Here is a 21,848-nt window from a genome sequence, read left to right as displayed (position 1 = left end):
GATCCCCGAAGGTTCGTCCGTTCCAAAATGGGCTTTGACCCCATCCGCCCTAACCGATAAGCCCCCCTCGCGACAACAGGATTGCCTTTGGGGGGAGTTTCCGGGGCAGCACTTGTCGGCATGTCGGGCTGCAACCATGGATTTTCAATGACCGGTTCCTTCGCGCTGCTGAATCAACGCCGGTTCCTTCCTCTGTTCGTCACCCAGCTGCTCGGCGCCTTCAACGACAATCTGTTCAAGAACGCGATGGTGCTGTTCGTCGTCTATGGCGTGTTCAACGACGAGGCGTCGGAGACGCTGTTCAGTGCGGTCGCGACCGGCCTGTTCATCCTCCCCTTCTTCCTGCTCTCCGCACTGGCGGGACAGCTTGCCGATACGCGCGACAAGGCGATGCTCATCCGCATCATCAAATTCTGCGAGATATTGATCATGTTCGTCGGCGGCACGGGCCTCGTGCTCGCGTGGATGGGCCTTGCCGTCCATCTCGTCGCCATCCCGCTGATGATGCTCGCGCTGTTCGCGATGGGCATCCACTCGACCTTCTTCGGCCCGATCAAATATGCAATCCTGCCCCAGCATCTCGAAAACGACGAGGTTCTCGCCGGCACCGGCCTCGTCGAGGCGGGAACCTATATCGCCATCCTCGCCGGCACGATTCTCGCCGGGGTAATCGCGGTCGAATGGGCCGCGCTCGGCGTCGTTCTCGTCGCCGCGCTCGGTTACTGGACCGGGCGCAAGGTGCCCCCCGCGCCGCCCCAGCACGAGGAAACGGGGATCGACTGGCACATCATCCGCTCGTCGAACGCACTCGTCCGCGCGACGATGCACATCCCGCGCCTCTATCTCGCGATCCTGTCGATCAGCTTCTTCTGGACGATCGGCGCGGTGCTGTTCATCCAGTTTCCGCCGCTCGCCAAGAATATCCTCCATGCCGACAAGAGCGTCGCGAGCCTGTTCCTCGCGGTCTTCTCGATCGGCATCGCGATCGGGTCGGTCGCCGTCAATCAATTGCTCAAGGGCAAGGTTTCGGCACGCTACAGCCCGGCGAGCGTCCTCGTGATGGCGCTGTTCGTCCTCGCCTTCTATTGGGTCTGCCGCAACTGGGGCACCGAACCGGCGGGCGAGCTTTACGACATCAAGGGTTTCCTCGCGCACAAGCAGGTCGTTCTGCTCCTGCTCAGCCTCCTCGGCATCGCGATCAGCGGCGGGATGTTCGTCGTCCCGCTCTATGCTTTCCTGACGACGACCGTCCCCAAGGACCAGACCGCGCGGACGGTGGCCGCGAACAATATCGTCAATTCGGGCGCGATGGTCGCGGGCTCCCTGCTCGCGATGGGCCTGGGCTTCGCGGGCGTCGGAACGGTCGATCAATTGCTGATGAGCGCCGCGATGTGCCTCGTCTCCGCCTGGCTGGCGGTGAAGCTCCACCGCGCCTGCGATTAGAGCAGAAACATCATCGTCGCGACGAAGAAGATCGCGAAACTTTCGAGGAACAGCCGGGTATCGCTACCCCGCGCCCATGGCGACGGCAGCACGCGCTGCGCGCGCAGCACTTCGCGCAATTCGCCCTGCCAGTCATCGGGCGCACCAAGGCGCGCGATGGTCAGTTGCCGCGCGGCCTGCGCGCGCAGACGTCCGCGAATGTCGATCTGTCCGTCCGAATCCATGCCCGCGAAGCTAGGGCGGCGTTAACGAGTCGATAAGGTTAAAAAAGCGTTAACGGCGCACTTGTCCCGCGCCGGGACGAAAGCCGGCGCCAGACTTAACGGCCCGGCATCGGCCGCACACGCACGGCGCGGCGGTCGGCGGCGCCCTTCTGGAACGGCCGGCATTGCTGCGGGCGCATCCGCGGGCCAAGGCAAAGACGCACCTCGTCGAGCCAGCCGTCGCGATCGACGCCCACTGCAATCATCCTTTCCTTCCACCCCGGATTGATCGTGGCAAAGGCGCGGCGGATGCTACCGGCGGTCTGCGGCGCTGCGGCGAGCCGCTTCATGTCGGGGAAGCGCACGGTACGGAACAATATCTCGGCGGCGCGAAAATAGGCTGCGGGGTGAGGACTCATGCAGGTCCCGTGCTTGGCCCATTCATGCTGGAGCAGCTGCGCCGAAGGCGTCATGCACATATGCCGGCGCAGCACTGGCTGCGGGACGATCTTTGCCGGACGGCACCATTGCGGATAGCCCGGATTGTCGGCCTCGGGCCACAGCCCGTGCAGCACCCAACCGAAGCGGCCACTCTCGCCCGAGCATTGGAAGCGGTCGCGCGCGTCCCTGGCGCTGCGAACCCCCGCGCAATGCTGCGGCGACCAGCTCAATGTCAGCAGATAGCCTGCGACCGGCGGCTTGCGAACGGGTTCGCCGCGGCGCGGCTGTTCGAGGCGCGGGACGGGAATGCGGTCGGGCGCGGAGCAGGCAAGCGATTGCGCCTGCGCCGCGACCGGGACCAGCGCAAGCGCGGCGGCGCTAAGCCAGCGCAAAGTCGAGCCCGATGTCCGCCGCCGGCGCCGACTGCGTGAGGCGGCCCACGGAGACATAGGTCACCCCTGTCGCCCCGATCGCGCCGATCGTGTCGAGCCGCACGCCCCCCGACGCTTCGGTCGGCACCCGGCCGCCGACTTGTCCGACCGCCTCCCGCAGTGCGTCGAGCCCCATATTGTCGAGCAGCAGGTGCGTTGCCCCGGCCTTCAGCGCCGGCTCGACTTGATCTACCCGGTCGACCTCGACGATGATGTTCTCGATCCCCGCCGCGACCGCGCGCCGCACCGCCTCCTCGACCGATCCGGCGACCGCGACATGATTGTCCTTGATCATCGCCGCGTCCCAGAGGCCCATGCGGTGATTCGTCGCGCCGCCCATCCGCGTCGCATATTTCTCCAGCACCCGCAGGCCGGGAATCGTCTTGCGCGTGTCGAGCAGTGTCGCTCCCCCGGCCAGCGCATCGACATAGGTGCGCGTCATCGTCGCGATTCCCGACAGGTGCTGCACCGTGTTGAGCGCCGAGCGTTCGGCGGTCAGCATCGCGCGCGCATTGCCCGACAGCCGCATCAGGTCGCTACCCGCGGGTACGCTCTCGCCCTCCTCGACCAATATCTCGATCTCCATCGCCGGGTCGAGCGCGCGAAAGAATCGCTCGGCGATCGGCAATCCCGCGACGGTGATCGCATCGCGGCTGTCCATCACGCCTGAAAAGCGCGCATCGGCAGGGATGGTCGCCATCGAGGTGATGTCGCCGCCCGAACCGAGATCTTCGGCCAGCGTGCTGCGGACGAAAGCGTCGAGGTCGAAACCGGGGAGAGAAAATTGGGTCATAAGCCCGCGATAATCGGCTCGCGTAGCAAATCAACTTGACGTTTACGTCAACTGTCGCTGACATAGATGCCAATAGCCAAGCCCACTCCGTCATTGCGAGGAGCCGAAGGCGACGCGGCAATCCAGAATCGGCGCGAACCGCCCTGGATTGCGTCACCCGGCTGCACCGGGTTCGCAATGACGCGTGGGGTAATCGGGAGAAGAAAATTGCAATCCCCCATCTGCACGATGCTCGGAATCGAATTTCCGCTGCTCGCCTTCTCGCACTGCCGCGACGTCGTCGTCGCGGTGTCGAAGGCGGGCGGCATGGGCGTGTTCGGCGCTGCCTCGCTGCCGCCCGAGCGGCTCGAAGAGGAATTGGCATGGATCGACGCGCATATCGGCGGCCTGCCCTATGGCGTCGACCTGATCGTGCCGAACAGCTTCGCGGGCAAGGGCGAGGCGCCCTCGGCGCTGCCCAAGGTGCCCGACAGCCACAAGCAGTTCGCCGCCGAGTTGCTCGGCAAGTTCGACGTCGATGCCGCCGGGCTCGACGCTGCGGCGGAGGCGCGGCAGAGCTTCGGCGAGAATCTGCGCGAGGATGGCGCGGCCAAGCTGCTCGAAGTCGCCTTCCGCCACCCGATCAAGCTCATCGCCAACGCGCTCGGGGTGCCGCCGCAACTGATGCTCGACCTCGGCAAGCGGCACGGCGTTCCGGTCGCCGCACTCGTCGGCACCCGCGATCATGCGCTGGCGCAGGTCCGCGCCGGGGTCGATATCCTCGTCGTCGCGGGCGGCGAGGCGGGCGGCCATTGCGGCGAGGTCGCGACGATGGTGCTGGTGCCCGAGGTCGCGGCAGCGGTCGAGGCGGTCGGCGCGACCACGCCGATCCTCGCGGCGGGCGGCATCGTCACCGGACGCCAGATGGCAGCGGCGATGGCGATGGGCGCGCATGGCGCCTGGACCGGATCGGTGTGGCTGACCACGGCCGAGGCCGAAACCAATCCGGTCGTGAAGGAAAAGATGCTCGCCGCGACCTCGCGCGACACGGTGCGGTCGAAGAGTCGCACGGGCAAGCCCTCGCGCCAGCTCCGCTCGCCATGGACCGACGCGTGGGAAGCCGAAGGCGCGCCCAAGCCGCTTCCCATGCCGCTGCAATCACTGGTTAGCGAACCCGCGCTCCGCAAGATCGACAAATTGTCGGAGGGCGGCCACGAAGGCGCCAAGGCGCTCGCGACCTATTGGGTCGGCCAGGGCGTGGGCCTGATGAACGAGGCGATGGGCGCCGGACAGGTCGTGCAGGCGTTCAAGGAAGACTGGATCGCCGCCTGCGAACGGCTGAACGGGTTCGTGGGAGAGTAAGAAAAATCATCCCGATAGAGCGCACGCGTGTCCCCGCGAAGGCGGGGACCCATCATCCGGCGGTTCGAAACAGATCCTGCCGGAGATGGGCTCCCGCCTTCGCGGGAGCACGCAGCCATATAATTCCCCGATCGCGCTCCTGACGCGCAAGCGAACTCACCGCCGCTCGCACAAAAAGAGCGAAAGGGAGATTATTCCGAAACCGTCGCCTTGACGATCTTGCCCGGCTCGCGCGGCGGCTCGCCCTTGGGCAGCGCGTCGACATTTTCCATGCCTTCAATCACTTCGCCCCAGACGGTATATTGATTGTCGAGGAAGCGCGCGTCCTCGAAGCAGATGAAAAACTGGCTGTTCGCGCTGTTCGGGTTCTGCGCGCGCGCCATCGAGCAGACGCCGCGGACATGCGGCTCGCTGCTGAATTCCTGCGGCAGATCGGGCAGCTTGCTGCCACCCATGCCGGTGCCCGTCGGGTCGCCGCCCTGCGCCATGAAGCCGGGGATCACGCGGTGAAAGACGACGCCGTCGTAAAAGCCTTCCTTGGCAAGCGTCGTGATCCGCTCGACATGCTGCGGCGCGAGATCGGGGCGCAGGCGGATGACGACATCGCCGGTCGACAGCGAAAGGGTGAGCGTCTGGTCGGACATGATTTGCTCCTTGCTTGGGATTTGCCGGACCCATAGCCGCGCCGCGCCGCAAAGCCACGCCCTAATTGCACAAAAAGCATGCTCCGCGGCGTTGCCATCATGCGGCGGCGGGACTAGGGGGAAGCCGGAAGCCACATCACACGCCGCACATTCCAGGGAGGACCGCGCGATGGACAAACGCGAAGAATCCCTGCCCCCTGACGACGCGATCATCACCGACGATCGCGAGATCGATCGCGACCCGGCGCAGCGCGAGGCTGAAACCGAACTCGACGAGGACGACCGGCTGAAGCCGGCCTTCGTCCGCGACGTGATCGACCTTGCCGAAGCCGGCGAGGTCGAGGCGGCGCGTGATCGCGTCGGCCGTCTCCACCCCGCCGACATCGCCGACCTGTTCGAGCTCGTCTCGGACGAGGATCGTCCGCTGCTCGCACATGTCCTCGGCGACATGGTCTCGCCCGACGTGCTCGCGGAGATGAACGACCATGTGCGCGAGCGGCTGATCGATCTGCTCGCGCCGGAGCAAGTGGCCGAAATCGCGTCCGAACTCGATACCGACGACGCCGTCGCGATCATCGAGGACATGGAGGAGGACGAGCAGCAGGCCGTCCTCCAGGCGATGGAGCCCGAGGATCGCGCCGCGATCGAGGACGCCCTCTCCTATCCCGAGGAAACCGCCGGGCGCCTGATGCAGCGCGAATATGTCGCGGTGCCCGAGCATGTGACCGTCGGCGACGTGATCGACCGCCTCCGCGAGGATGTCGATCTCGCCACCGATTTCTGGGAAATCTTCGTCGTCGATCCGATGCACCGCCCGGTCGGCACCTGTCAGCTCAGCTGGATCTTGCGCGCGCCGCGCACCATTGCGATCAGCGACCTGATGAAACGCGAACAGACGCTGATCCCGGTCGATATGGACCAGGAAGAGGTCGCGCTGCGCTTTCAGAAATATGCGCTGATCTCCGCGGCGGTCGTCGACAAGGCCGGGCGCCTCGTCGGCATGATCACCGTCGACGATATCGTCCACATCATTCAGGAAGAGGCTGGCGAGGACATCCTTCGCCTGTCCGGCGCGGGCGACGGCGACATCAACGAACCGATCGCCATGACGATCCGCACCCGGCTGAGCTGGCTGGTCGTCAATCTCGGCACCGCAATGCTGGCCGCATCGGTCGTCGGCTTCTTCGAGGGTGCGATCGCCAAATTCGCGCTGCTCGCGGTGCTGATGCCGATCGTCTCGGGCATGGGCGGCAATGCGGGCACGCAGACGCTGGCGGTCACCGTGCGCGCGATCGCGACCAATCAGCTGACCGCATCGAACACGCTGCGCATGATCTTCCGCGAATTCCGCATCGCGACGGTCAACGGCCTGTCGCTCGGCGTGCTGATCGGCACCGGAACCGCGTTGATCTTCGGCAATCCGCTGCTCGGCATCGTCATCGCCTCGGCGATGCTGATTAACAATCTGGTCGCGGGGCTTGCGGGCATCTTGGTTCCGGTGACGCTCGACCGGTTCGACATCGACCCCGCGGTTTCGTCGGCGGTTTTCGTGACCACGTTGACCGACATCATGGGCTTTTTCTCGTTCCTGGGGCTCGCGGTCCTGAGCGGCCTCACTGCGATGAGTTGATCAAAACCTTGAGATTCAAGCGATTCAAAAGAATCGCGAAAAAAAATTCATCGCCGCAATTTTTTTCGGGAACTTATCCGCCGCGCCGGTCGTTTCCCATTCGAGCAGCGGTCATCGCCCCCCCGCAGCGCTGCTCAGCAACATTGGCCCGGCCCGCATTCCCTCCCCCCCCCTCGAAAGCGTGCCGGGCCATTTTGCACCAGTTCCTGAGAGGTGAAGAATATGACGAGTGTCCGTGTAATCCTCCTCACCCTGCTCGCCAGCTTTCTGGTCGCTGGCTGCAATACGGTGAAGGGTGCTGGCCGCGATATCGAATCGGTCGGCCAGGCGGGTAGCGACGCCATCCACTGATCGGGCGTTGCCCGCTTACCCTAAGCCTCTTCGAGAGGCTCGACAGGCGCCGCTTCGGCGCCTGTTTTGCGTCGGCGCTGGGTGAACCATATCGCGACGATCGACAGCTCATAGAGAAGCACCAGCGGGATCGCGAGCAACAGCTGGCTCAGCACGTCGGGCGGCGTGAAGACCGCGGCGATCGCGAAGGCCCCGACGATCATGTAGCGGCGGGCGCCGATCAGCTGCTCGCGCGTGACCAGCCCGGCGCGCTCGATCAGCATCAGCAGGATCGGCAACAGGAAGGCGATGCCGAACGCCATCAGAAACTGCATGATGAACGAGATATACTCGCCGGTCGCGGGCAGCGCCTCCTGCGTCACGCCCCCCAGGTCGCGCTGGAATCCGAACAGGAAGTGCAGCGCGGTTGGGATGGTGACGAAATAGGCGAAGCAGGCCCCCGTCGCGAACAGGATCGGCGTCGCGAACAGGAAGGGCAGCAGCGCGCGCTTTTCCTTGCGATAGAGACCCGGCGCAACGAATTTCCACAGCTGGTTCGCGATCACCGGAAAGGCCAGCATGATCGCGGCGAACAGCGCGACCTTCATCTCGACGAAAAAGGCTTCGGTCGGCTTGGTATAGATGAGCTTCTTTAGCCCCGCCTCGGTAAGCGGGTGAACGAGCACAGTCAGAATGGCGCGCGCGAAATAGAGGCAGAGCAGAAAGGCCGCCCCGATCGCGAGCAGCGATTTGAGCAGGCGCGAGCGGAGCTCGATCAGATGGTCAAGCAGCGGCATCTTGCCGCCGGCGCCATCCTCGTCAGCCGTAACCGGCGTTTCCACCGTCATGGCAGCGGTCCGTCCCGCGGCGGTATTTCGTGGGTTTCGGGCTTGGTCGCCGCTGCGGCGAAATCGGGATTTTCGGGCGGCGCTTCGGTCGTCGGCGCGCTCGTGTCCCCGGCGGGCAGCAAGGGCGGCGTCCCTGCCCCCGCCTCATCGACCCGCGGAAATTCGCGCATGATCGCGTCGTTCTGCGCGCGCCATTGCTTTTCGAGTTCTTCGAGCTCGGCCTCGCGCATCATCGTGTCGAGCCCCGAGCGGAAATGGCGCGCCATGCCGCGCGCCTTGCCGACCCATTTGCCGACAAAACGCATCGCCTTGGGAAGGTCCTTGGGGCCGATGACGACCAAGGCCACCACCACGACGAGCAGCAACTCGGTGGGCGCGACGTCGAACATGAACTAAACTTTCCCCCGCGAACGGACCGCGGTCAGCGGATTTCGGTTTCCGCGGTCGGCGTCGGGGTCGCGTCGGGCGCCCGCTGGCCGTCGATCTGGCGCGGCGCGGGCGGCGGCGTGTCGTCGTCGGCCATGCCCTTCTTGAAGCTCTTCAGACCCTTGGCGACGTCGCCCATCATGTCCGAGAAGCGTCCCTTGCCGAACAACAGCAGGATGATCAGGCCCAGGACAAGCCAATGAACGAGACTAAAGCTACCCATCTTGAATTCTCCTTGAGGCCTTTATCTAGGCCTCTTCCCCATCTTTTACTAGGTCCAGTTCGCCCATCGCCTCCTCGAAGGCGAGATCGACGGGATCGAGCAGGCCCGCTGCGCGCAAATCCTCGATTCCCGGCAGGTCCTTGCGGCTGGCGAGGCCGAAATGCTGCAGGAAAGCGTCGGTCGTCCTGTAAATCAGCGGCCGCCCCGGAACCTCGCGGCGCCCGGCTGGGGCGATCCACTCGGCTTCCATCAGCACGTCGAGTGTGCCTTTCGACGTCTGGACGCCGCGGATCGCCTCGATCTCGGCGCGGCTGACCGGCTCGTGATAGGCGACGATCGCCAGCACCTCGGCCGCCGCGCGCGACAGCTTGCGCGGGTCGTCACGCTCGCGGCGGAGCAGATGGGCGAGGTCGGCGGGCGTCTGGAAATGCCAGTGACCGCCGCGCTCGACGAGTTCGATCCCGCTGCCGGCGTGACGTTCGGCGATCGCCACGATGATCGCGCGCACCGCGCCTGGCGTCATTTCGTCGCCAAGTCGTCCCGCTACCTGCCGCGCATCGAGCGGTTCGTCGCTCGCGAACAGCATCGCCTCTATCGCGCGTTCCAGATCGTCGATCATGCTCCGGCTGCCTTCAGATAAAGCGGCTCGAACGCGCCGTTCTGCTTGAGATCGACCCGGCCCTGCCGCGCCAGTTCGAGCGCCGCCACGAAGCTCGATGCGATCGCCGACCGCCGCAGCGGCCCCTGATAGTCGGATGGCAGGAAATCGGAAAGCTCGGCCCAGTCGAGCCGCACCCCGATCATCCGTTCGAGATGCTGGAGCGCGGCGTCGAGCGTGATCACCGGGCGCCGCGCCACCATATGCACGACGGGCTCGGTCCTGAGTTTGACCTGCCCATAGGCCGACAGAAGATCGTAAAGGCTCGCATCCCAGCGCCGTACCTTGACGTCGCGCAGCCCTTCGGGCTTGGCACGCAGGAAGACGTCGCGCCCGACCCGGTCGCGCGCCAGCAGCCGCGCCGCCGCCTCGCGCATTGCTGCGAGCCGCTGGAGCCGCAATTGCAGCCGCAGCGCCAGCTCGTCGGGCGACGGCTCCTCGAGCGGGTCCTTTGGCAGCAGCAGCGCCGATTTCAAATAGGCCAGCCACGCCGCCATCACCAGATAATCGGCCGCGACCTCCAGCTTCGCGCGCATTTCGGCGATGAAGGCGAGATATTGCTCGACGAGTTGGAGGATCGAGATCTGCCGGAGATCGACCTTCTGGCTGCGCGCGAGCGTCAGCAGCAGGTCGAGCGGCCCCTCCCAGCTGTCGAGATTGAGCTGCAACGCATCCTCGCGCTCTGCCGCCGCCGGAGCCAGGTCGAAGGCGAGCGGCAGCTCTTCCATCAGGTCAGCGCCAGCAGAGCGTCGCGCTGATCGACGAGCACCGCAAACTGCCGCGGATCGGAGTCGCCGACGATGCGGTCCATCGCGCCTTCGAGCCGTGCGAGAGAGAGCGTGCTGATCGGATCGAGCGCCTTGGCGATCCCGATCATGTCGTCCATCTTTGCCCAGCAATTGAGCGCGATGTCGCACCCGGCGGCGATCGCATCGGCGGCGCGCGACGGAACATCGCCCGACAGTGCCTTCATGTCGAGGTCGTCGGTCATCAGCAGGCCGTGGAACCCGACGCGCTGGCGGATGATGCTGTCGATCACCACCGGCGACAGCGTCGCAGGGCGCTCGGCATCCCATACGTCGAAAATGACATGGCAGGTCATCGCCATCGCCGCGTCGCGGAGCGCCGCGAAGGGGGCGAGATCGCTTTGCAGATCATGATCCGAGGCGGTGACCGTCGGCAGCGCCTCGTGCGTGTCCAGCATCGCGCGGCCATGGCCGGGGATATGCTTGACGACGCCGACGACGCCGCCATCTTGCAGCCCGCTCAGGATCGCGCGGCCGAGCGCGGCGACGCGCATCGGCTCGCTGCCGAGCGCGCGGTCGCCGATCACGTCGCTGGCGCCCGGTTGGCGCACGTCGAGCAGCGGCAAGCAATCGACGGTGATCCCGACTTCCGAAAGCATCGACGCCAGCGCCATCGCGTTGAGCCGCGCCGCCTCGATCGCGCTCGCGGGCGCGCGCTCATAGAGCGCATCGAACGCCGCGCCACTCGGGAAATCGGGCCATTCGGGCGCCTTCATCCGCGCGACCCGGCCGCCTTCCTGATCGATCAGGATCGGCAGGTTAGTGCGCCCGTCGAGGCTGCGCAGATCGTCGGTCAAACGCCGCAACTGCTCGCGGTTCTCGATATTGCGACCGAAGAGAATATAGCCCGCAGGCTCGCTGTCGCGAAAAAAGGCGCGCTCGTCATCGGTCAGGGTCAGGCCCGAAAGCCCGAAAATCGCGGGTATCATCGTGCGTCAACCTCCATAGGCCGGCGCCCCCTCGGACCCAACATGGCACGGCGAAAGAGGCGAACCAATGTCCGGTGCGGCCAAACGGGCCGAATCAGCGGACGACGACGCAATTTTCACCCGCAACGCGCAATTTTCCGCACAGCGATGCGGCATTGGCGGCCGATCCCGCCGAGGCGCGCAAGCGATAGACGGTCTTGTCGCCGGCCTTCGCGGGCGACACCGACTTGCCGAGGCTCGCGAGATAGGGAAAGCGCTTCGACAGGTTCGTCCAGGCGCTGCTCGCCGCGGCTTCGCTGCTGAACGCTCCAAGCTGGATCATCCCCGTTCCGCCCGCCGGTGCAGCGTCTTTCGCGCCGGCTTCGGCCGTCTTGACCGACATCGCAGCCGGCTTGGGCTTGCCTTTGTCGGCCGCCGCGATGCGCGCGGCTTCGGCCTTCGCCGCTGCCGCTTTCTCGCCATCCGCCTTGGCTTTTTCGGCCTTGGCGGCGGCTTCACGCTCAGCCGGCGTCACCGCCGGCTCCTCGGGCATCCGCGTCGGATCGACCTTACCACCGGGCGCGGCGCCCTCGGTCGCGGCGAAGCTCGCATCGCCCTCGCCCTCGAACGTCTTCGCGCCATCGCTCTTCGGGGCGACCTTATAATTGCCTTTCTGCGCTGCGATAAGTTCGCCTTGCCCGCGCGCACCGCCGTTCTGGAGCCACCAGAGGCCGCCCAGCACGGCGCCGATCAGCAGCAGGCCGCCGAGCACCATCACCAGCAGGCGGACGGGCGAAACCTCGCCATCCTCGTCATAATCGTCGGCGGCTTCGAGCCAGGGCAGCCGGTCCTCGCCTTCCAGCCCCAAACCGCCATCGTTCTGGCCGCCGTCGTTCTGGCCCCCTTCATTCCGGCCAGCGCCGTCCTGATCCGCGTCATTCCCCGCCATCAGCTCATCTCCTCAAGGGCTTCCACTCCCATCAGGTGGAGCCCGTTTCGGATAACCTGCCCGATTCCGTCGGCCAAATAAAGCCGCGTCGCGGTCAGTTCGGGATCGTTTGCCAAAATGACACGCGCCTCGGGGCGATCGTTACCCATGTTCCACCACGCGTGGAACGCCGCAGCGACCTCGCCGAGGAAGAAAGCGATGCGATGCGGCTCGCGCGCCGACGCCGCAGCCTCGACGATCCGCGGGAATTGCGCGAGCAGCTTGACCAGCCCGAGCTCATAGTCGTCGAGCCGTGCGGTATCGGGAGCCGCCGCATCGACGCCTGCCTCGGCGAGCTTGCGCTTCAGCGACGCGATCCGCGCATGGGCATATTGGACATAGAAGACCGGATTGTCGCGCGACGCCTCGACGACCTTGGCGAAGTCAAAGTCCATCTGCGCGTCGGCCTTGCGCGTCAGCATCGTGAAGCGCACCGCATCCTTGCCGACCTCGTCGACGATGTCGGCGAGCGTGACGAAATTGCCCGCGCGCTTCGACATCTTGAACGGCTCGCCATTCTTGAGCAGCCGGACCATCTGGACCAGCTTGACGTCGAACCGCGTCTTGCCACCGGTCAGCGCCGCGACCGCCGCCTTGATCCGCTTGACGGTGCCCGCATGGTCGGCGCCCCAGATGTCAATGAGTTCGTCGGCGTCCCGGCTTTTCTGGAAATGATAAGCAAGGTCGGCCCCGAAATAGGTCCAGCTGCCGTCCGACTTCTTGATCGGACGGTCCTGATCGTCACCGAATTCGGTCGAGCGGAACAGCGGCAACTCGACCGGCTCCCAATCCTCGGGAGTCTCGCCTTTGGGTGCCTCGAGCTGACCATCATAGACGAGGCCATGGTCGCGCAGCCACTTTTCGGCGGCGGCGGGCTTGCCCTCGGCCTGCAATTCGGCTTCCGACGAGAAGAGGTCGTGGTGGATGCCGAGCTTGGCGAGGTCGGCGCGGATCATGTCCATCATCGCGCTGACCGCCTCGGCACGGAACAGGCCGAGCCACGCGCTCTCGGGCGCGCCGACATAAAGGTCGCCATATTCGGCCGCGAGCTTCTCGGCGACGGGCTTCAGATAATCGCCGGGATAGAGCCCCTCGGGGATCGCGCCGATCTCCTCGCCCAGCGCCTCGCGGTAGCGCACGTGCACCGAGCGCGCGAGCACGTCGACCTGCGCGCCCGCGTCGTTGACATAATATTCGCGGATGACCTTGTGCCCCGCATATTCGAGCAGCGCGGCGAGCGCGTCGCCGACGACCGCGCCGCGGCAATGGCCGACGTGCATCGGGCCGGTCGGGTTGGCCGAGACATATTCGACATTGACGCGCAGCCCCTTGCCCATCGCCGAGCGGCCGTAATCGCCGCCCTCGGCGTGGATCAGCGCCAGTTCGTCGCGCCAGCTATCATCGGCGAGCCGCAGATTGATGAAGCCCGGCCCCGCGACGCTCGCCTCGGTCACCTCGTCGAGCGCGCCGAGTTCGGCGACGAGCAGCTCGGCGAGCGCGCGCGGATTGGTCCCCGCGGGCTTGGCGAGCACCATCGCGGCGTTGGTCGCGACATCGCCGTGCGACGGATCGCGCGGCGGCTCGACGCTGATCGGGCTACGGTCGAGCCCGGCGGGAAGCGCATCACGGGCGACGAGCGCATCGAGCGCGGTGTCGATATGATCGGAGAAACGGCTGAACAGGGTCACGGCGGGCCTATCCTCAGTTTGACGGAACAATCCGTCTATATGGAACTATCGCGAGCGCCCTAATCCAGCCAGAGGCACGCGAAAAGCCCTGCCTCAGCGCGGCAGGGCACAAGCGAAAGCGAACGGCGCGACTGCGCCGCCGCCCGTCCTATCGTCGGACGTTATATTCGAGCTGGTCCTGCGTGAGCTGGAAACCGACGAGCAGTTCGAAGCTCGCGCGCTGCACCGCGGCGCGGACCTCGGGAACGCTCAGCGGGTCGATCGCGGCATCTTCCTCGCCCGCCTTGCGGCGGCGCGTGATGCGCTCCTGAATGTCGGCGGGCAACGTCGCCGCCGCGCGGTCGACATAGGCCGACGCCTGGCCGTGCCCGGTGCCGCGCACCTGCCCTTCGGCAAAGCTCACCGTCACCTGGCCGATCCGCTTCGCGACGACGGCGGTGCCGCCCTGCACGACGGTCGAGAAATAGGGCAAGGTCACCGTGCGCGCAGGCCCGGCGTCGCGGCGGGTCGCCATCACGTCGAAATCGGCGAGCTGATAGACTTTTTCGCCCTGATCGTTGCACTGCGGCGTGAGGTTGGTGATTGTCGCCACCACGTCGATCGCGCGCGCATCGCGGCTCGCCGCGGGGTCAAAAAGGGTGATATCCCCGGTATAGGCCGGAACCGCGACCGCGGGGCAGGTGCTACGCGTCGCGGTGATGCCCGCGCCGCCGCCCGACACGTCGATGTCATTGTCCTTCGCGCAGCCGGCCGCCGTCGCCATGGCCGCGGTTCCGCACAGCACGGCGATGATCTTTCGGGGCGAAGAGGGCATGAACATCATAGAAACCGGGCTTTCCAAATCTCGGGCAGGCTCGACGAACCGATTGTTCGAAGCTCCATGCGCGCCGCTTCTTATCGGTGCGATGAACGAGGCGCAACAGGACGAAGCCGCTTTACCCGACAGGCCGTGCTGCGCTAGAGCGCGCGCATCATGAACGCACCCCATGTCCTGGCGCGCCCCGAAGGCGGCGAAAGCACGGAACAAGCCCCGGAACTGAGGGTTTTGATCGCGGCGCCGCGCGGCTTTTGCGCCGGGGTCGACCGCGCGATCCGCATCGTCGAGCTGGCGCTCGTCCGTTTCGGCGCGCCGGTCTATGTCCGCCACGAAATCGTCCACAACCGCTATGTCGTGGAATCGCTGAAGGCCAAGGGCGCGATTTTCGTCGAATCGCTCGATCAGGTTCCCGACGGCGTTCCGGTCGTGTTCAGCGCGCACGGTGTGCCCAAGGCGGTCCCCGCCAAGGCCGAGGCGCGCGGGCTCGACTATATCGACGCGACCTGCCCGCTGGTGTCGAAGGTTCATCGCCAGGCCGAACGCGCGCATGAGGGCGGGCGGCACATCATCTTCATCGGCCATGCCGGCCATCCCGAGGTGATCGGGACGCTCGGCCAGTTGCCCGAAGGCGCGATGACCTTGGTCGAATCGGTCGACGATGTCACAGGGCTCGCGCCCGCCGACCCGGACATGCTGTCTTTCCTGACCCAGACGACGCTGTCGGTCGACGACACGCGCGATATTGTCGCCGCGCTGCAGCATCGCTTCCCGTCGATCGCGGGCCCGCGCGGCGAGGATATCTGCTATGCGACCTCGAACCGGCAGGATGCGGTGAAGGCGATCGCCGGCGGCTGCGACCGGATGATCGTGATCGGCGCGCCGAACAGCTCGAACAGCCTGCGCCTTGTCGAGGTCGCCGAGCGGCTTGGTACCCCCGCGCATCTCGTCCAGCGCGGCAGCGACATCGATCCCGCCTGGCTGGCCGACATCGGCACGCTCGGCGTCACCGCGGGCGCGAGCGCGCCCGAAACGCTCGTCCGCGAAGTGATCGATGCAGTCGCGGCGCACCGGCGCATCGTCGAGGATGTCGTCGTAACCGCCGAGGAAAATATGGTCTTCAAGCTCCCGCGCGGGCTCGATCCGGCGAACGCGTAATGGCCGTTTACACGCACGTCGATCCCGACGACCTCGCCGGGCTCGTCGCCCGCTACGACATCGGAACGGTGATCTCGTGCAAGGGGATCGCCGAGGGGGTCGAGAACAGCAATTTCCTGCTCGAAACGACCGGCGGCCGCTTCATCCTGACGCTCTACGAAAAGCGCGTTCAGGTGGGCGACCTTCCTTTCTTCGTCGATCTGCTCGGCCACCTCGCGGCCAGGGGCTGCCCGGTTCCCGCGATGATCCGCGACCGCGACGGCACCGCCATCCAGCAGATCGCGGGCCGCGCCGCCTGCATCATCCAGTTCCTGCCCGGCATCTCGCTGACCAAGCCCACGGCGGGCCAGTGCCAAGCTGCCGGGGCGGCGCTCGGCACAATGCACCGCGCCGTCGCCGATTTCAGCGGCGCGCGTGAGAACAGCATGGGGCGTCGCTACTGGCGCGGCGTGGCCGAAGCGGCGGGCGACCTCGATACGGTGATTCCCGGCTTGCAGGCGGCCGTCGATGCGGAACTGGCCTTCCTCGACGCGAACTGGCCCGCCGATCTTCCCGCGCATGTCATCCATGCCGACCTTTTTCCCGACAATGTGCTGATGCTCGGCGAAACGGTGACGGGATTGATCGATTTCTATTTCGCGGCGACCGACTATCGCGCCTATGATGTCGCGGTCACCCATGCCTCCTGGGCCTTTTCGACCGATGGCAGCCGCTGCGATGCCGACCGCGCCCATGCGCTGATGCGCGGCTATGCCCGCGAAATAGCGCTGCTGCCCGAGGAAATCGCCGCGCTGCCGCTGCTCGCGCGCGGCGCCTCGCTGCGCTTCCTGCTGACCCGCGCCCACGACTGGGTACATACCCCCGCCGACGCGCTCGTCACGCGCAAGGACCCGGCGCCCTTCCTCAACCGCCTGCGCCGCTATCAGGCCGCCGACGCTGCAAGCCTGTTCACGACCGCATGAGCGAGGGACGGACGGTGATCGTCGTCACCGACGGCGCGTGCAAGGGCAACCCCGGACCCGGAGGCTGGGGCGCGGTGCTGCGCTGGGGCGATGTCGTGAAAACGCTTTCGGGCGGCGAGCCCGACACGACGAACAACCGCATGGAACTGCTGGCGGCGATCGAGGCGCTTGCGGCGCTGAAACGGTCGTGCAACGTCGAACTGTCGACCGACAGCGTCTATGTCCGTGACGGCATCACCAAATGGGTCCACGGCTGGCAGAGGAACGGCTGGAAGACCGCCGCGAAAAAGCCGGTCGCCAACGCCGATCTGTGGCAGCGCCTGATCGCCGAGGCGAAACGGCACACGATCGAATGGCTGTGGGTCAAGGGCCATGCCGGGCACCGCGACAATGAACTGGCCGACAAGCTCGCGAGCGACGCGGCGCTGGAGGTTGCGCGGGCGCGCTGAACGCCCGCGCTTCATTCGTCATTCGGCTTCGCGCGTTTCGGCCGGAGGACCATTTTTCTTGATCGACTCGATGGCGTTCTTGGCGGAAGCCTTGCTGCTATAGCCCTCGGTCCAGAAGATCGTTTCGCTATTATATTTGAAATAGGCGACAAATTCGCCCTTCTTGTTCTTCTTGATCTCGAAATAATGGGCCATGCCATCCTCCACAAGGTCAGGCCGCGCCGGGGATGGCGCGGCCAAGCTCATGGTAATCCGCCCGTTTCGCCGCGCAAGCCGCTAGACGATCAAAAGAAACGCGAGGGCGCAAAGGGCGCAGCATCAACCGCCGCGATCACCCGGTCCGGCGCAGGCGCGCCGAGTTCCGCCGCGAGCAGTCCTGCGATCGCGGGCGAGGTTTGAATTCCGAAACCGCCCTGCCCCGCGCACCAGTAAAAGCCGGCGGCATGCGGATCGGCGCCGAACACCGGCAGGCGATCAGGGGCGAAGCTTCTCAGCCCCGCCCATTTGCGCTCGACCGCGGCGACCGGCCAGTCGACGACCTGCTGCAGGCGGTCGATCGCGAGCGCGACATCGAGTTCCTCAGGCGCCGCGTCGCACGGTTCAGAGGGCGTCTCGTCGTGCGGGCTCAGCCAGATACGTCCCTCGCCCGTGCCCTTGAAATAGAAATCGCCGCCGAGATGGACGACCAGCGGAAGGCTGGCGGGAATGGGTACGCCCAGCCGCACCTGCGCCACCGTCCGGCGATAGGGCCTGATACCGATCGGCGCGGCGCTGCAGGCTTCGGCGACGCGATCCGCCCAGGCGCCCGCCGCGTTGACGATGGCGTCGGCGTGGACCACCGAGGTGCCCAGCCGGACCTCCCACCCCGCACCCGTCCGCCGCGCACCGTCGAGCCGGGCGCGCGTCGCGAGTACCGCACCGCCGCGCGCCGCCGCGCGCAGATAGGCGGCGTGCAGCGCGCCGACGTCGATGTCGCTGCACGCAGGCTCATAAGCGGCCTCGCTCCACTCGGGCCGAAGGCCCGGAACGAGGCGCTCAATCGCGGCGCCCGCCATCCGCTCGACGGGGACGCCCTGCGCCGCAAAACGCGCAGTGAACGCATCCACCGCCGCCGCATCCTCGCGCCGCGCGAGATTGAGCGCCGTGCGCGGCGACAGGAACCCGCGATCCGAAAATAAGCGCGGCGGATCGTTCAGCATCGCGAAGGAGGCGACCGACAGCGGCTGCACCCCAGCCCCGCCATAGGTTTCGTGCCAGAAGGCCGCCGACCGTCCCGTCGCATGATAGCCGGGCGCATCCTCGGCCTCGACCAGCAGCACCCGGCGATAGGGAGCCAGCGCGGCGGCCAGGCTGGCGCCTGCGATACCCGCGCCGACGATCAGCACGTCGGTAGAGGATGGCGGCAGGTGGGTCATGCGCCGCCGCATATCGGCTGCACGCGGGAATGCAACCCGCTGCACGGCGAAGATGGTTACTCTTTGGTAAGCCATATTGCGTAGAGGAAAGCCGATGCAAAGCGGCTTTGTCTCCCTTGGCCTGATGGCCCTGCTCGGCGTGCTGATGATCGCCGCGGCGGTTAGCGACCTCAGGTCGCGCACCATCTCCAACGGACTCAATGCCGCGATGGCGCTGCTCGCGATCCCTTTCTGGTTCGCCGCGGGATGGTCGATCTGGCCCGATATTCCGCTGCAGTTCGGCGCCGCTTTCGCGGTCTTCCTGCTCTTCGCCGGCCTCTTCGCGATCGGCGCGATGGGCGGCGGCGATGTGAAGATGATCGGCGCGGTAATGTTATGGATTCCGCTGCCGCTGATCGTTCCGGCGCTGACAATCATGGCGATCGGGGGCGGAATCCTGTCCGCCGTGATGCTGGTCCGGTCGAAAATCCGCCCTTCCGACAAGGCGATAGAGGTTCCCTATGGGGTCGCGATCGCAATTGCGGGGCTTTGGGCGCTTCACCAACAATATCTTAACCACTTTCAGTTTATCGCATCGAGTTGAGGGCAAGCGCCACCACCTCTGGCTGGCGTTAGGAGGCGAAAATCGTGGATACGCGAAAAATAATGCTGATCGTCGGCGCGCTGGTGATCGCCATCGGCGCGGCGTTCGGGGTCAACCAGATGATGCGCGGTTCGTCGGCACCGGCCGCTCGCGCAGCGGCTGCGCCGGACATCAACGGCCCGATGATCCTTGTCGCAACCCGGCAGCTGCCATCGGGGACCATCATCGGCCCGGACAGCTTCCGCTTTCAGCCCTGGCCGAAGGAATTGGTCGAAAAGGCCTATTTCCTGAAGGACAAGACCGACGTCCAGAATCTGGTCGGTACGGTCGTGCGCTATCCGATCACCGCGGGCCAGCCGCTGACGCAGGGCGCGCTCGTCCATCCCGACGACCGCGGCTTCCTCGCCGCGGCGCTCGGCCCGGGCATGCGCGCCGTAACGGTACGCGTGTCGCAGGAACAGGGCGTCGCCGGCTTCGTCTTTCCGGGCGACCGCGTCGATGTGGTTCTGGCGCAGAAGATTTCGGTCAAGGAAGGCAGTGCCTATCCCGACGACGAACTCTACACCGCCGAAACGATCGTCCGCAACGTCCGCGTGCTCGCGACCGACCAGCGCTACGACGCCGAAGACGAAACCGGCAAGACGCCGGTCCGCACCTTCGGAACCGTGACGCTCGAGGCGACGCCGGAGATCGCGGAAAAGATCGCCGTTGCGCAGGACATGGGCAAGCTGTCGCTCTCGCTTCGTCCGCTCGCGGACAGCAGCGGCGACCTGGAAGCCGCGATCGCGTCGGGTGCAGTCAATGTTCCCGCTGGCGGCGGCACCGCAGCCGAAAAGAAGATGCTGGCCGAAGCCGCCGCGCGGCCGACCGCGAGCAAGGGTTCGGCAACGACGGGCGGCGACGTTTCGCGCTTCTGGATACCCGTGAGCGGCCGCGTGTCGGCTCCGCGGCAGCAACCGCAGCCGCAGCAGGCTTATGCCGGCGGCGGATCGCCCGCGCGGATGGGAGCACCTGTCGTGCAGGGCCCGGTGGTCCGCGTGACGCGCGGCGACAAGATGACCGAAGTTCCGGTTGGGGGTAAGTAAGATGACCAGCAAACTCCACTTCAAGGCGGCCGCGCTCGCCCGCACCCTGGCCATCGGCCTCGTCGCGGCGACCCTCGTGTCGGCCCCGGCGCAGCAGGCTTCGGCTCAGGCGACGCAGAATGCCAGCAGCAGCATCGACCTGTCGGTCGGCCGCGGCCGCCTGGTGAGCCTGTCGGCGCCGATGACCGACGTCTTCGTCGCCGACGACAAGGTCGCCGACGTCCAGGTCCGCTCGGGCCGCCAGCTCTATGTCTTCGGCAAGACGCCGGGCGAAACGAGCATCTACGCGACCGACGCCAGCGGCCGGGTGGTCTATTCGACCGTCGCCCGCGTCGGCAACAATATCGAGACGATCGACCAGATGCTGACGCTGGCGATGCCCGATGCGAAGATCAACTCGAACACGATGAACGGCTTCGTCCTCCTCACCGGCACCGTGGCGTCGCCCGACGACGCGGCCGAAGCCGAACGGCTGGTACAGGCGTTCGTCGGCGAACAGACCAAGGTGCTCTCGCGCCTCCGCACCGCGACGCCGCTGCAGGTCAACCTGCAGGTCCGCATCGCCGAGGTGAACCGCTCGCTTGTCAAGGAAATCAGCGGCAACCTGCTGACCCGCGACCGCGACGGCCCGCTCGGAAACGGATTTCTCGGCGGTGTGTTCGGCGGTCGCACGCCCGGCACGATCTCCGACATTCAGGCGCCTACCGCCGTTTTCCCGGGCAGCTCGGTCCCGCGACCCTATAACCCGGTTACCGGCCAGCCGATCAACAGCCAGTATCTGGGCACCAGCTACCAGTTCACCACTCCGTCGGGCACCCGCAGCCTTGCCGGCGCAGGCCGCCTGTTCGGCCTCGACCTGATGGCTTCGCTCGACATGGGCGAACGTTCGGGGCTCGTGGCGACGCTGGCGCAGCCGAACCTGACCGCAATTTCGGGTGAAACCGCCGATTTCCTCGCGGGCGGCGAATTCCCGATCCCGATCCCCGGCAATTTCGCGGGCACGACGATCGAATATCGCAAATATGGTGTCAGCCTGGCCTATACGCCGACGGTGCTGTCGAACGGCCGCATCAGCCTGCGCGTGCGGCCCGAAGTGTCGGAACTGTCGACCGAAGGCGCGATCGAAATGCAGGGGTTCCAGATCCCGGCGCTGACGATCCGCCGCGCGGAGACGACGGTCGAGCTGGGCTCGGGCGAAAGCTTCATGATCGCCGGCCTGATGAACAACCGCTCGATCGGCGCGATCGACAAGATGCCCGGGCTTGGCGACGTGCCGATCCTCGGCACGCTGTTCAAGTCGGACAGCTTCCGCCGCGGCGAGACCGAGCTTGTCATCGTCGTCACGCCATATCTGGTCCAGCCGGTTTCGGCGAACGAGATCAAGCTGCCGACCGATGCCTATCGGGATGCCAACGACCTCGCTCGCCTGCTGACGAACCAGACCAGCGACGGCGTAACCGGCGGCGAACGGCCGAAGCCGTCGCTCGACACGACGGTCGGGGATGCCGATCGCACGCGCGGCGGCGGCGGCGAAGCCGCACCCGGCTTCAGCCTGAACAAGAAGTGACGTGGTGGTTTTGG

General features: G+C 66.2%; 25 protein-coding genes. 10 read left to right on the top strand and 15 right to left on the bottom strand.

From position 1 onward, the window contains the following. Nucleotides 1–147: 147 nt before the first annotated feature. Nucleotides 148–1,443 (top strand): MFS transporter, encoded by a 1,296-nt coding sequence (locus tag ACE3SL_RS03170; RefSeq protein WP_374524309.1) that lies wholly within the window; start codon nucleotides 148–150, stop codon nucleotides 1,441–1,443. On the opposite strand, the gene ACE3SL_RS03165 is transcribed toward ACE3SL_RS03170, so the two are convergent. From ACE3SL_RS03165 to nadC, 3 genes are all read right to left on the bottom strand, one after another. Continuing rightward, complete coding sequence (locus ACE3SL_RS03165; protein ID WP_374524308.1) at nucleotides 1,440–1,667, bottom strand: hypothetical protein; 228 nt, start codon at nucleotides 1,665–1,667, stop codon at nucleotides 1,440–1,442. The two genes, ACE3SL_RS03170 and ACE3SL_RS03165, sit on opposite strands and share 4 nt — an antisense overlap. Nucleotides 1,668–1,762: 95 nt before the next feature. After that, on the bottom strand, nucleotides 1,763–2,479 hold the full coding sequence (locus ACE3SL_RS03160) for a ribonuclease T(2) (protein WP_374524307.1): 717 nt from the start codon (nucleotides 2,477–2,479) through the stop codon (nucleotides 1,763–1,765). Beyond that, nucleotides 2,466–3,311 (bottom strand): carboxylating nicotinate-nucleotide diphosphorylase, encoded by an 846-nt coding sequence (nadC, locus tag ACE3SL_RS03155; protein WP_374524306.1) that lies wholly within the window; start codon nucleotides 3,309–3,311, stop codon nucleotides 2,466–2,468. The genes ACE3SL_RS03160 and nadC overlap by 14 nt, the downstream gene beginning before the upstream one ends. A gap of 207 nt (nucleotides 3,312–3,518) precedes the next feature. Between nadC and ACE3SL_RS03150 the strand changes: the two genes are divergently transcribed. Next, the gene (locus ACE3SL_RS03150) at nucleotides 3,519–4,652 is read left to right on the top strand and encodes a nitronate monooxygenase (protein WP_374524305.1); all 1,134 of its coding nucleotides are present in this window, start codon (nucleotides 3,519–3,521) and stop codon (nucleotides 4,650–4,652) included. A gap of 191 nt (nucleotides 4,653–4,843) precedes the next feature. Here the strand turns inward: ACE3SL_RS03150 and ACE3SL_RS03145 are convergent, their stop codons facing one another. Then, nucleotides 4,844–5,296, bottom strand: coding sequence for a peptidylprolyl isomerase (locus ACE3SL_RS03145; protein ID WP_374524304.1), 453 nt, complete (start codon nucleotides 5,294–5,296; stop codon nucleotides 4,844–4,846). Between the two features lie 169 nt (nucleotides 5,297–5,465). Between ACE3SL_RS03145 and mgtE the strand changes: the two genes are divergently transcribed. Together mgtE and ACE3SL_RS03135 are read left to right on the top strand one after the other, a co-directional pair. Further along, nucleotides 5,466–6,926 carry a magnesium transporter gene (gene mgtE, locus ACE3SL_RS03140; RefSeq protein ID WP_374524303.1) on the top strand — a complete coding sequence of 487 codons (1,461 nt, stop codon included), beginning with the start codon at nucleotides 5,466–5,468 and terminating at the stop codon, nucleotides 6,924–6,926. Nucleotides 6,927–7,148: 222 nt separating this feature from the next. After that, nucleotides 7,149–7,277, top strand: coding sequence for an entericidin A/B family lipoprotein (locus ACE3SL_RS03135; protein WP_237837872.1), 129 nt, complete (start codon nucleotides 7,149–7,151; stop codon nucleotides 7,275–7,277). Between the two features lie 20 nt (nucleotides 7,278–7,297). Here ACE3SL_RS03135 and tatC read toward each other — a convergent pair whose 3' ends face one another. From tatC to ACE3SL_RS03090, 9 genes are all read right to left on the bottom strand, one after another. Continuing rightward, entirely contained in the window at nucleotides 7,298–8,104 is an 807-nt protein-coding gene (tatC, locus tag ACE3SL_RS03130) for a twin-arginine translocase subunit TatC (RefSeq protein ID WP_374524302.1), read from the bottom strand. After that, nucleotides 8,101–8,493, bottom strand: coding sequence for a Sec-independent protein translocase protein TatB (gene tatB / locus ACE3SL_RS03125; protein WP_374524301.1), 393 nt, complete (start codon nucleotides 8,491–8,493; stop codon nucleotides 8,101–8,103). The genes tatC and tatB overlap by 4 nt, the downstream gene beginning before the upstream one ends. 32 nt (nucleotides 8,494–8,525) lie before the next feature. Beyond that, complete coding sequence (locus ACE3SL_RS03120; protein WP_374524300.1) at nucleotides 8,526–8,753, bottom strand: twin-arginine translocase TatA/TatE family subunit; 228 nt, start codon at nucleotides 8,751–8,753, stop codon at nucleotides 8,526–8,528. A gap of 25 nt (nucleotides 8,754–8,778) precedes the next feature. After that, on the bottom strand, nucleotides 8,779–9,372 hold the full coding sequence (gene scpB, locus ACE3SL_RS03115) for an SMC-Scp complex subunit ScpB (RefSeq protein ID WP_374524299.1): 594 nt from the start codon (nucleotides 9,370–9,372) through the stop codon (nucleotides 8,779–8,781). Beyond that, nucleotides 9,369–10,139: a ScpA family protein gene (locus ACE3SL_RS03110; RefSeq protein ID WP_374524298.1), complete on the bottom strand. Its 771-nt coding sequence runs from the start codon at nucleotides 10,137–10,139 to the stop codon at nucleotides 9,369–9,371. The genes scpB and ACE3SL_RS03110 overlap by 4 nt, the downstream gene beginning before the upstream one ends. Further along, nucleotides 10,139–11,146, bottom strand: coding sequence for a beta-N-acetylhexosaminidase (gene nagZ, locus ACE3SL_RS03105; RefSeq protein WP_374524297.1), 1,008 nt, complete (start codon nucleotides 11,144–11,146; stop codon nucleotides 10,139–10,141). Before nagZ ends, ACE3SL_RS03110 begins: the two co-directional genes overlap by 1 nt. A 94-nt stretch (nucleotides 11,147–11,240) precedes the next feature. Then, nucleotides 11,241–12,074 carry an SPOR domain-containing protein gene (locus ACE3SL_RS03100; RefSeq protein ID WP_374524296.1) on the bottom strand — a complete coding sequence of 278 codons (834 nt, stop codon included), beginning with the start codon at nucleotides 12,072–12,074 and terminating at the stop codon, nucleotides 11,241–11,243. After that, nucleotides 12,074–13,801: an arginine--tRNA ligase gene (gene argS / locus ACE3SL_RS03095; RefSeq protein WP_374524295.1), complete on the bottom strand. Its 1,728-nt coding sequence runs from the start codon at nucleotides 13,799–13,801 to the stop codon at nucleotides 12,074–12,076. Before argS ends, ACE3SL_RS03100 begins: the two co-directional genes overlap by 1 nt. Before the next feature lie 148 nt (nucleotides 13,802–13,949). Continuing rightward, complete coding sequence (locus ACE3SL_RS03090; protein ID WP_374524294.1) at nucleotides 13,950–14,615, bottom strand: hypothetical protein; 666 nt, start codon at nucleotides 14,613–14,615, stop codon at nucleotides 13,950–13,952. Between the two features lie 159 nt (nucleotides 14,616–14,774). Between ACE3SL_RS03090 and ispH the strand changes: the two genes are divergently transcribed. Genes ispH through rnhA form a run of 3 tightly spaced genes read left to right on the top strand, consistent with a single transcriptional unit; the run spans nucleotide 14,775 to nucleotide 17,184 of the window. Next, complete coding sequence (gene ispH, locus ACE3SL_RS03085; RefSeq protein ID WP_374524293.1) at nucleotides 14,775–15,773, top strand: 4-hydroxy-3-methylbut-2-enyl diphosphate reductase; 999 nt, start codon at nucleotides 14,775–14,777, stop codon at nucleotides 15,771–15,773. Next, entirely contained in the window at nucleotides 15,773–16,735 is a 963-nt protein-coding gene (gene thrB, locus ACE3SL_RS03080) for a homoserine kinase (RefSeq protein WP_374524292.1), read from the top strand. The genes ispH and thrB overlap by 1 nt, the downstream gene beginning before the upstream one ends. Then, nucleotides 16,732–17,184 (top strand): ribonuclease HI, encoded by a 453-nt coding sequence (gene rnhA, locus ACE3SL_RS03075; protein ID WP_374524291.1) that lies wholly within the window; start codon nucleotides 16,732–16,734, stop codon nucleotides 17,182–17,184. Before thrB ends, rnhA begins: the two co-directional genes overlap by 4 nt. An 18-nt stretch (nucleotides 17,185–17,202) precedes the next feature. Here rnhA and ACE3SL_RS03070 read toward each other — a convergent pair whose 3' ends face one another. Together ACE3SL_RS03070 and ACE3SL_RS03065 are read right to left on the bottom strand one after the other, a co-directional pair. Beyond that, on the bottom strand, nucleotides 17,203–17,379 hold the full coding sequence (locus tag ACE3SL_RS03070; RefSeq protein WP_374524290.1) for a YegP family protein: 177 nt from the start codon (nucleotides 17,377–17,379) through the stop codon (nucleotides 17,203–17,205). Nucleotides 17,380–17,468: 89 nt separating this feature from the next. Beyond that, nucleotides 17,469–18,599, bottom strand: a complete 1,131-nt coding sequence (locus ACE3SL_RS03065) for an NAD(P)/FAD-dependent oxidoreductase (RefSeq protein WP_374524289.1) — start codon at nucleotides 18,597–18,599, stop codon at nucleotides 17,469–17,471. Between the two features lie 124 nt (nucleotides 18,600–18,723). On the opposite strand from ACE3SL_RS03065, the gene ACE3SL_RS03060 reads away from it, so the two are divergent. The 3 genes from ACE3SL_RS03060 to ACE3SL_RS03050 are packed head-to-tail and all read left to right on the top strand — an operon-like array spanning nucleotide 18,724 to nucleotide 21,834. Beyond that, a complete protein-coding gene (locus ACE3SL_RS03060) occupies nucleotides 18,724–19,182 on the top strand; it encodes a prepilin peptidase (RefSeq protein ID WP_374524288.1) in 459 nt (152 codons plus the stop codon). A gap of 44 nt (nucleotides 19,183–19,226) precedes the next feature. Continuing rightward, entirely contained in the window at nucleotides 19,227–20,267 is a 1,041-nt protein-coding gene (gene cpaB, locus ACE3SL_RS03055; RefSeq protein ID WP_374524287.1) for a Flp pilus assembly protein CpaB, read from the top strand. 1 nt (nucleotide 20,268) lies between these two features. Beyond that, nucleotides 20,269–21,834, top strand: coding sequence for a type II and III secretion system protein family protein (locus ACE3SL_RS03050; protein WP_374524286.1), 1,566 nt, complete (start codon nucleotides 20,269–20,271; stop codon nucleotides 21,832–21,834). Nucleotides 21,835–21,848 lie beyond the last annotated feature (14 nt).

The sequence above is a fragment of the Sphingopyxis sp. genome (assembly GCF_041916015.1).
Lineage (GTDB): Bacteria > Pseudomonadota > Alphaproteobacteria > Sphingomonadales > Sphingomonadaceae > Sphingopyxis.
This window is presented reverse-complemented; position numbering and strand designations above follow the sequence as displayed.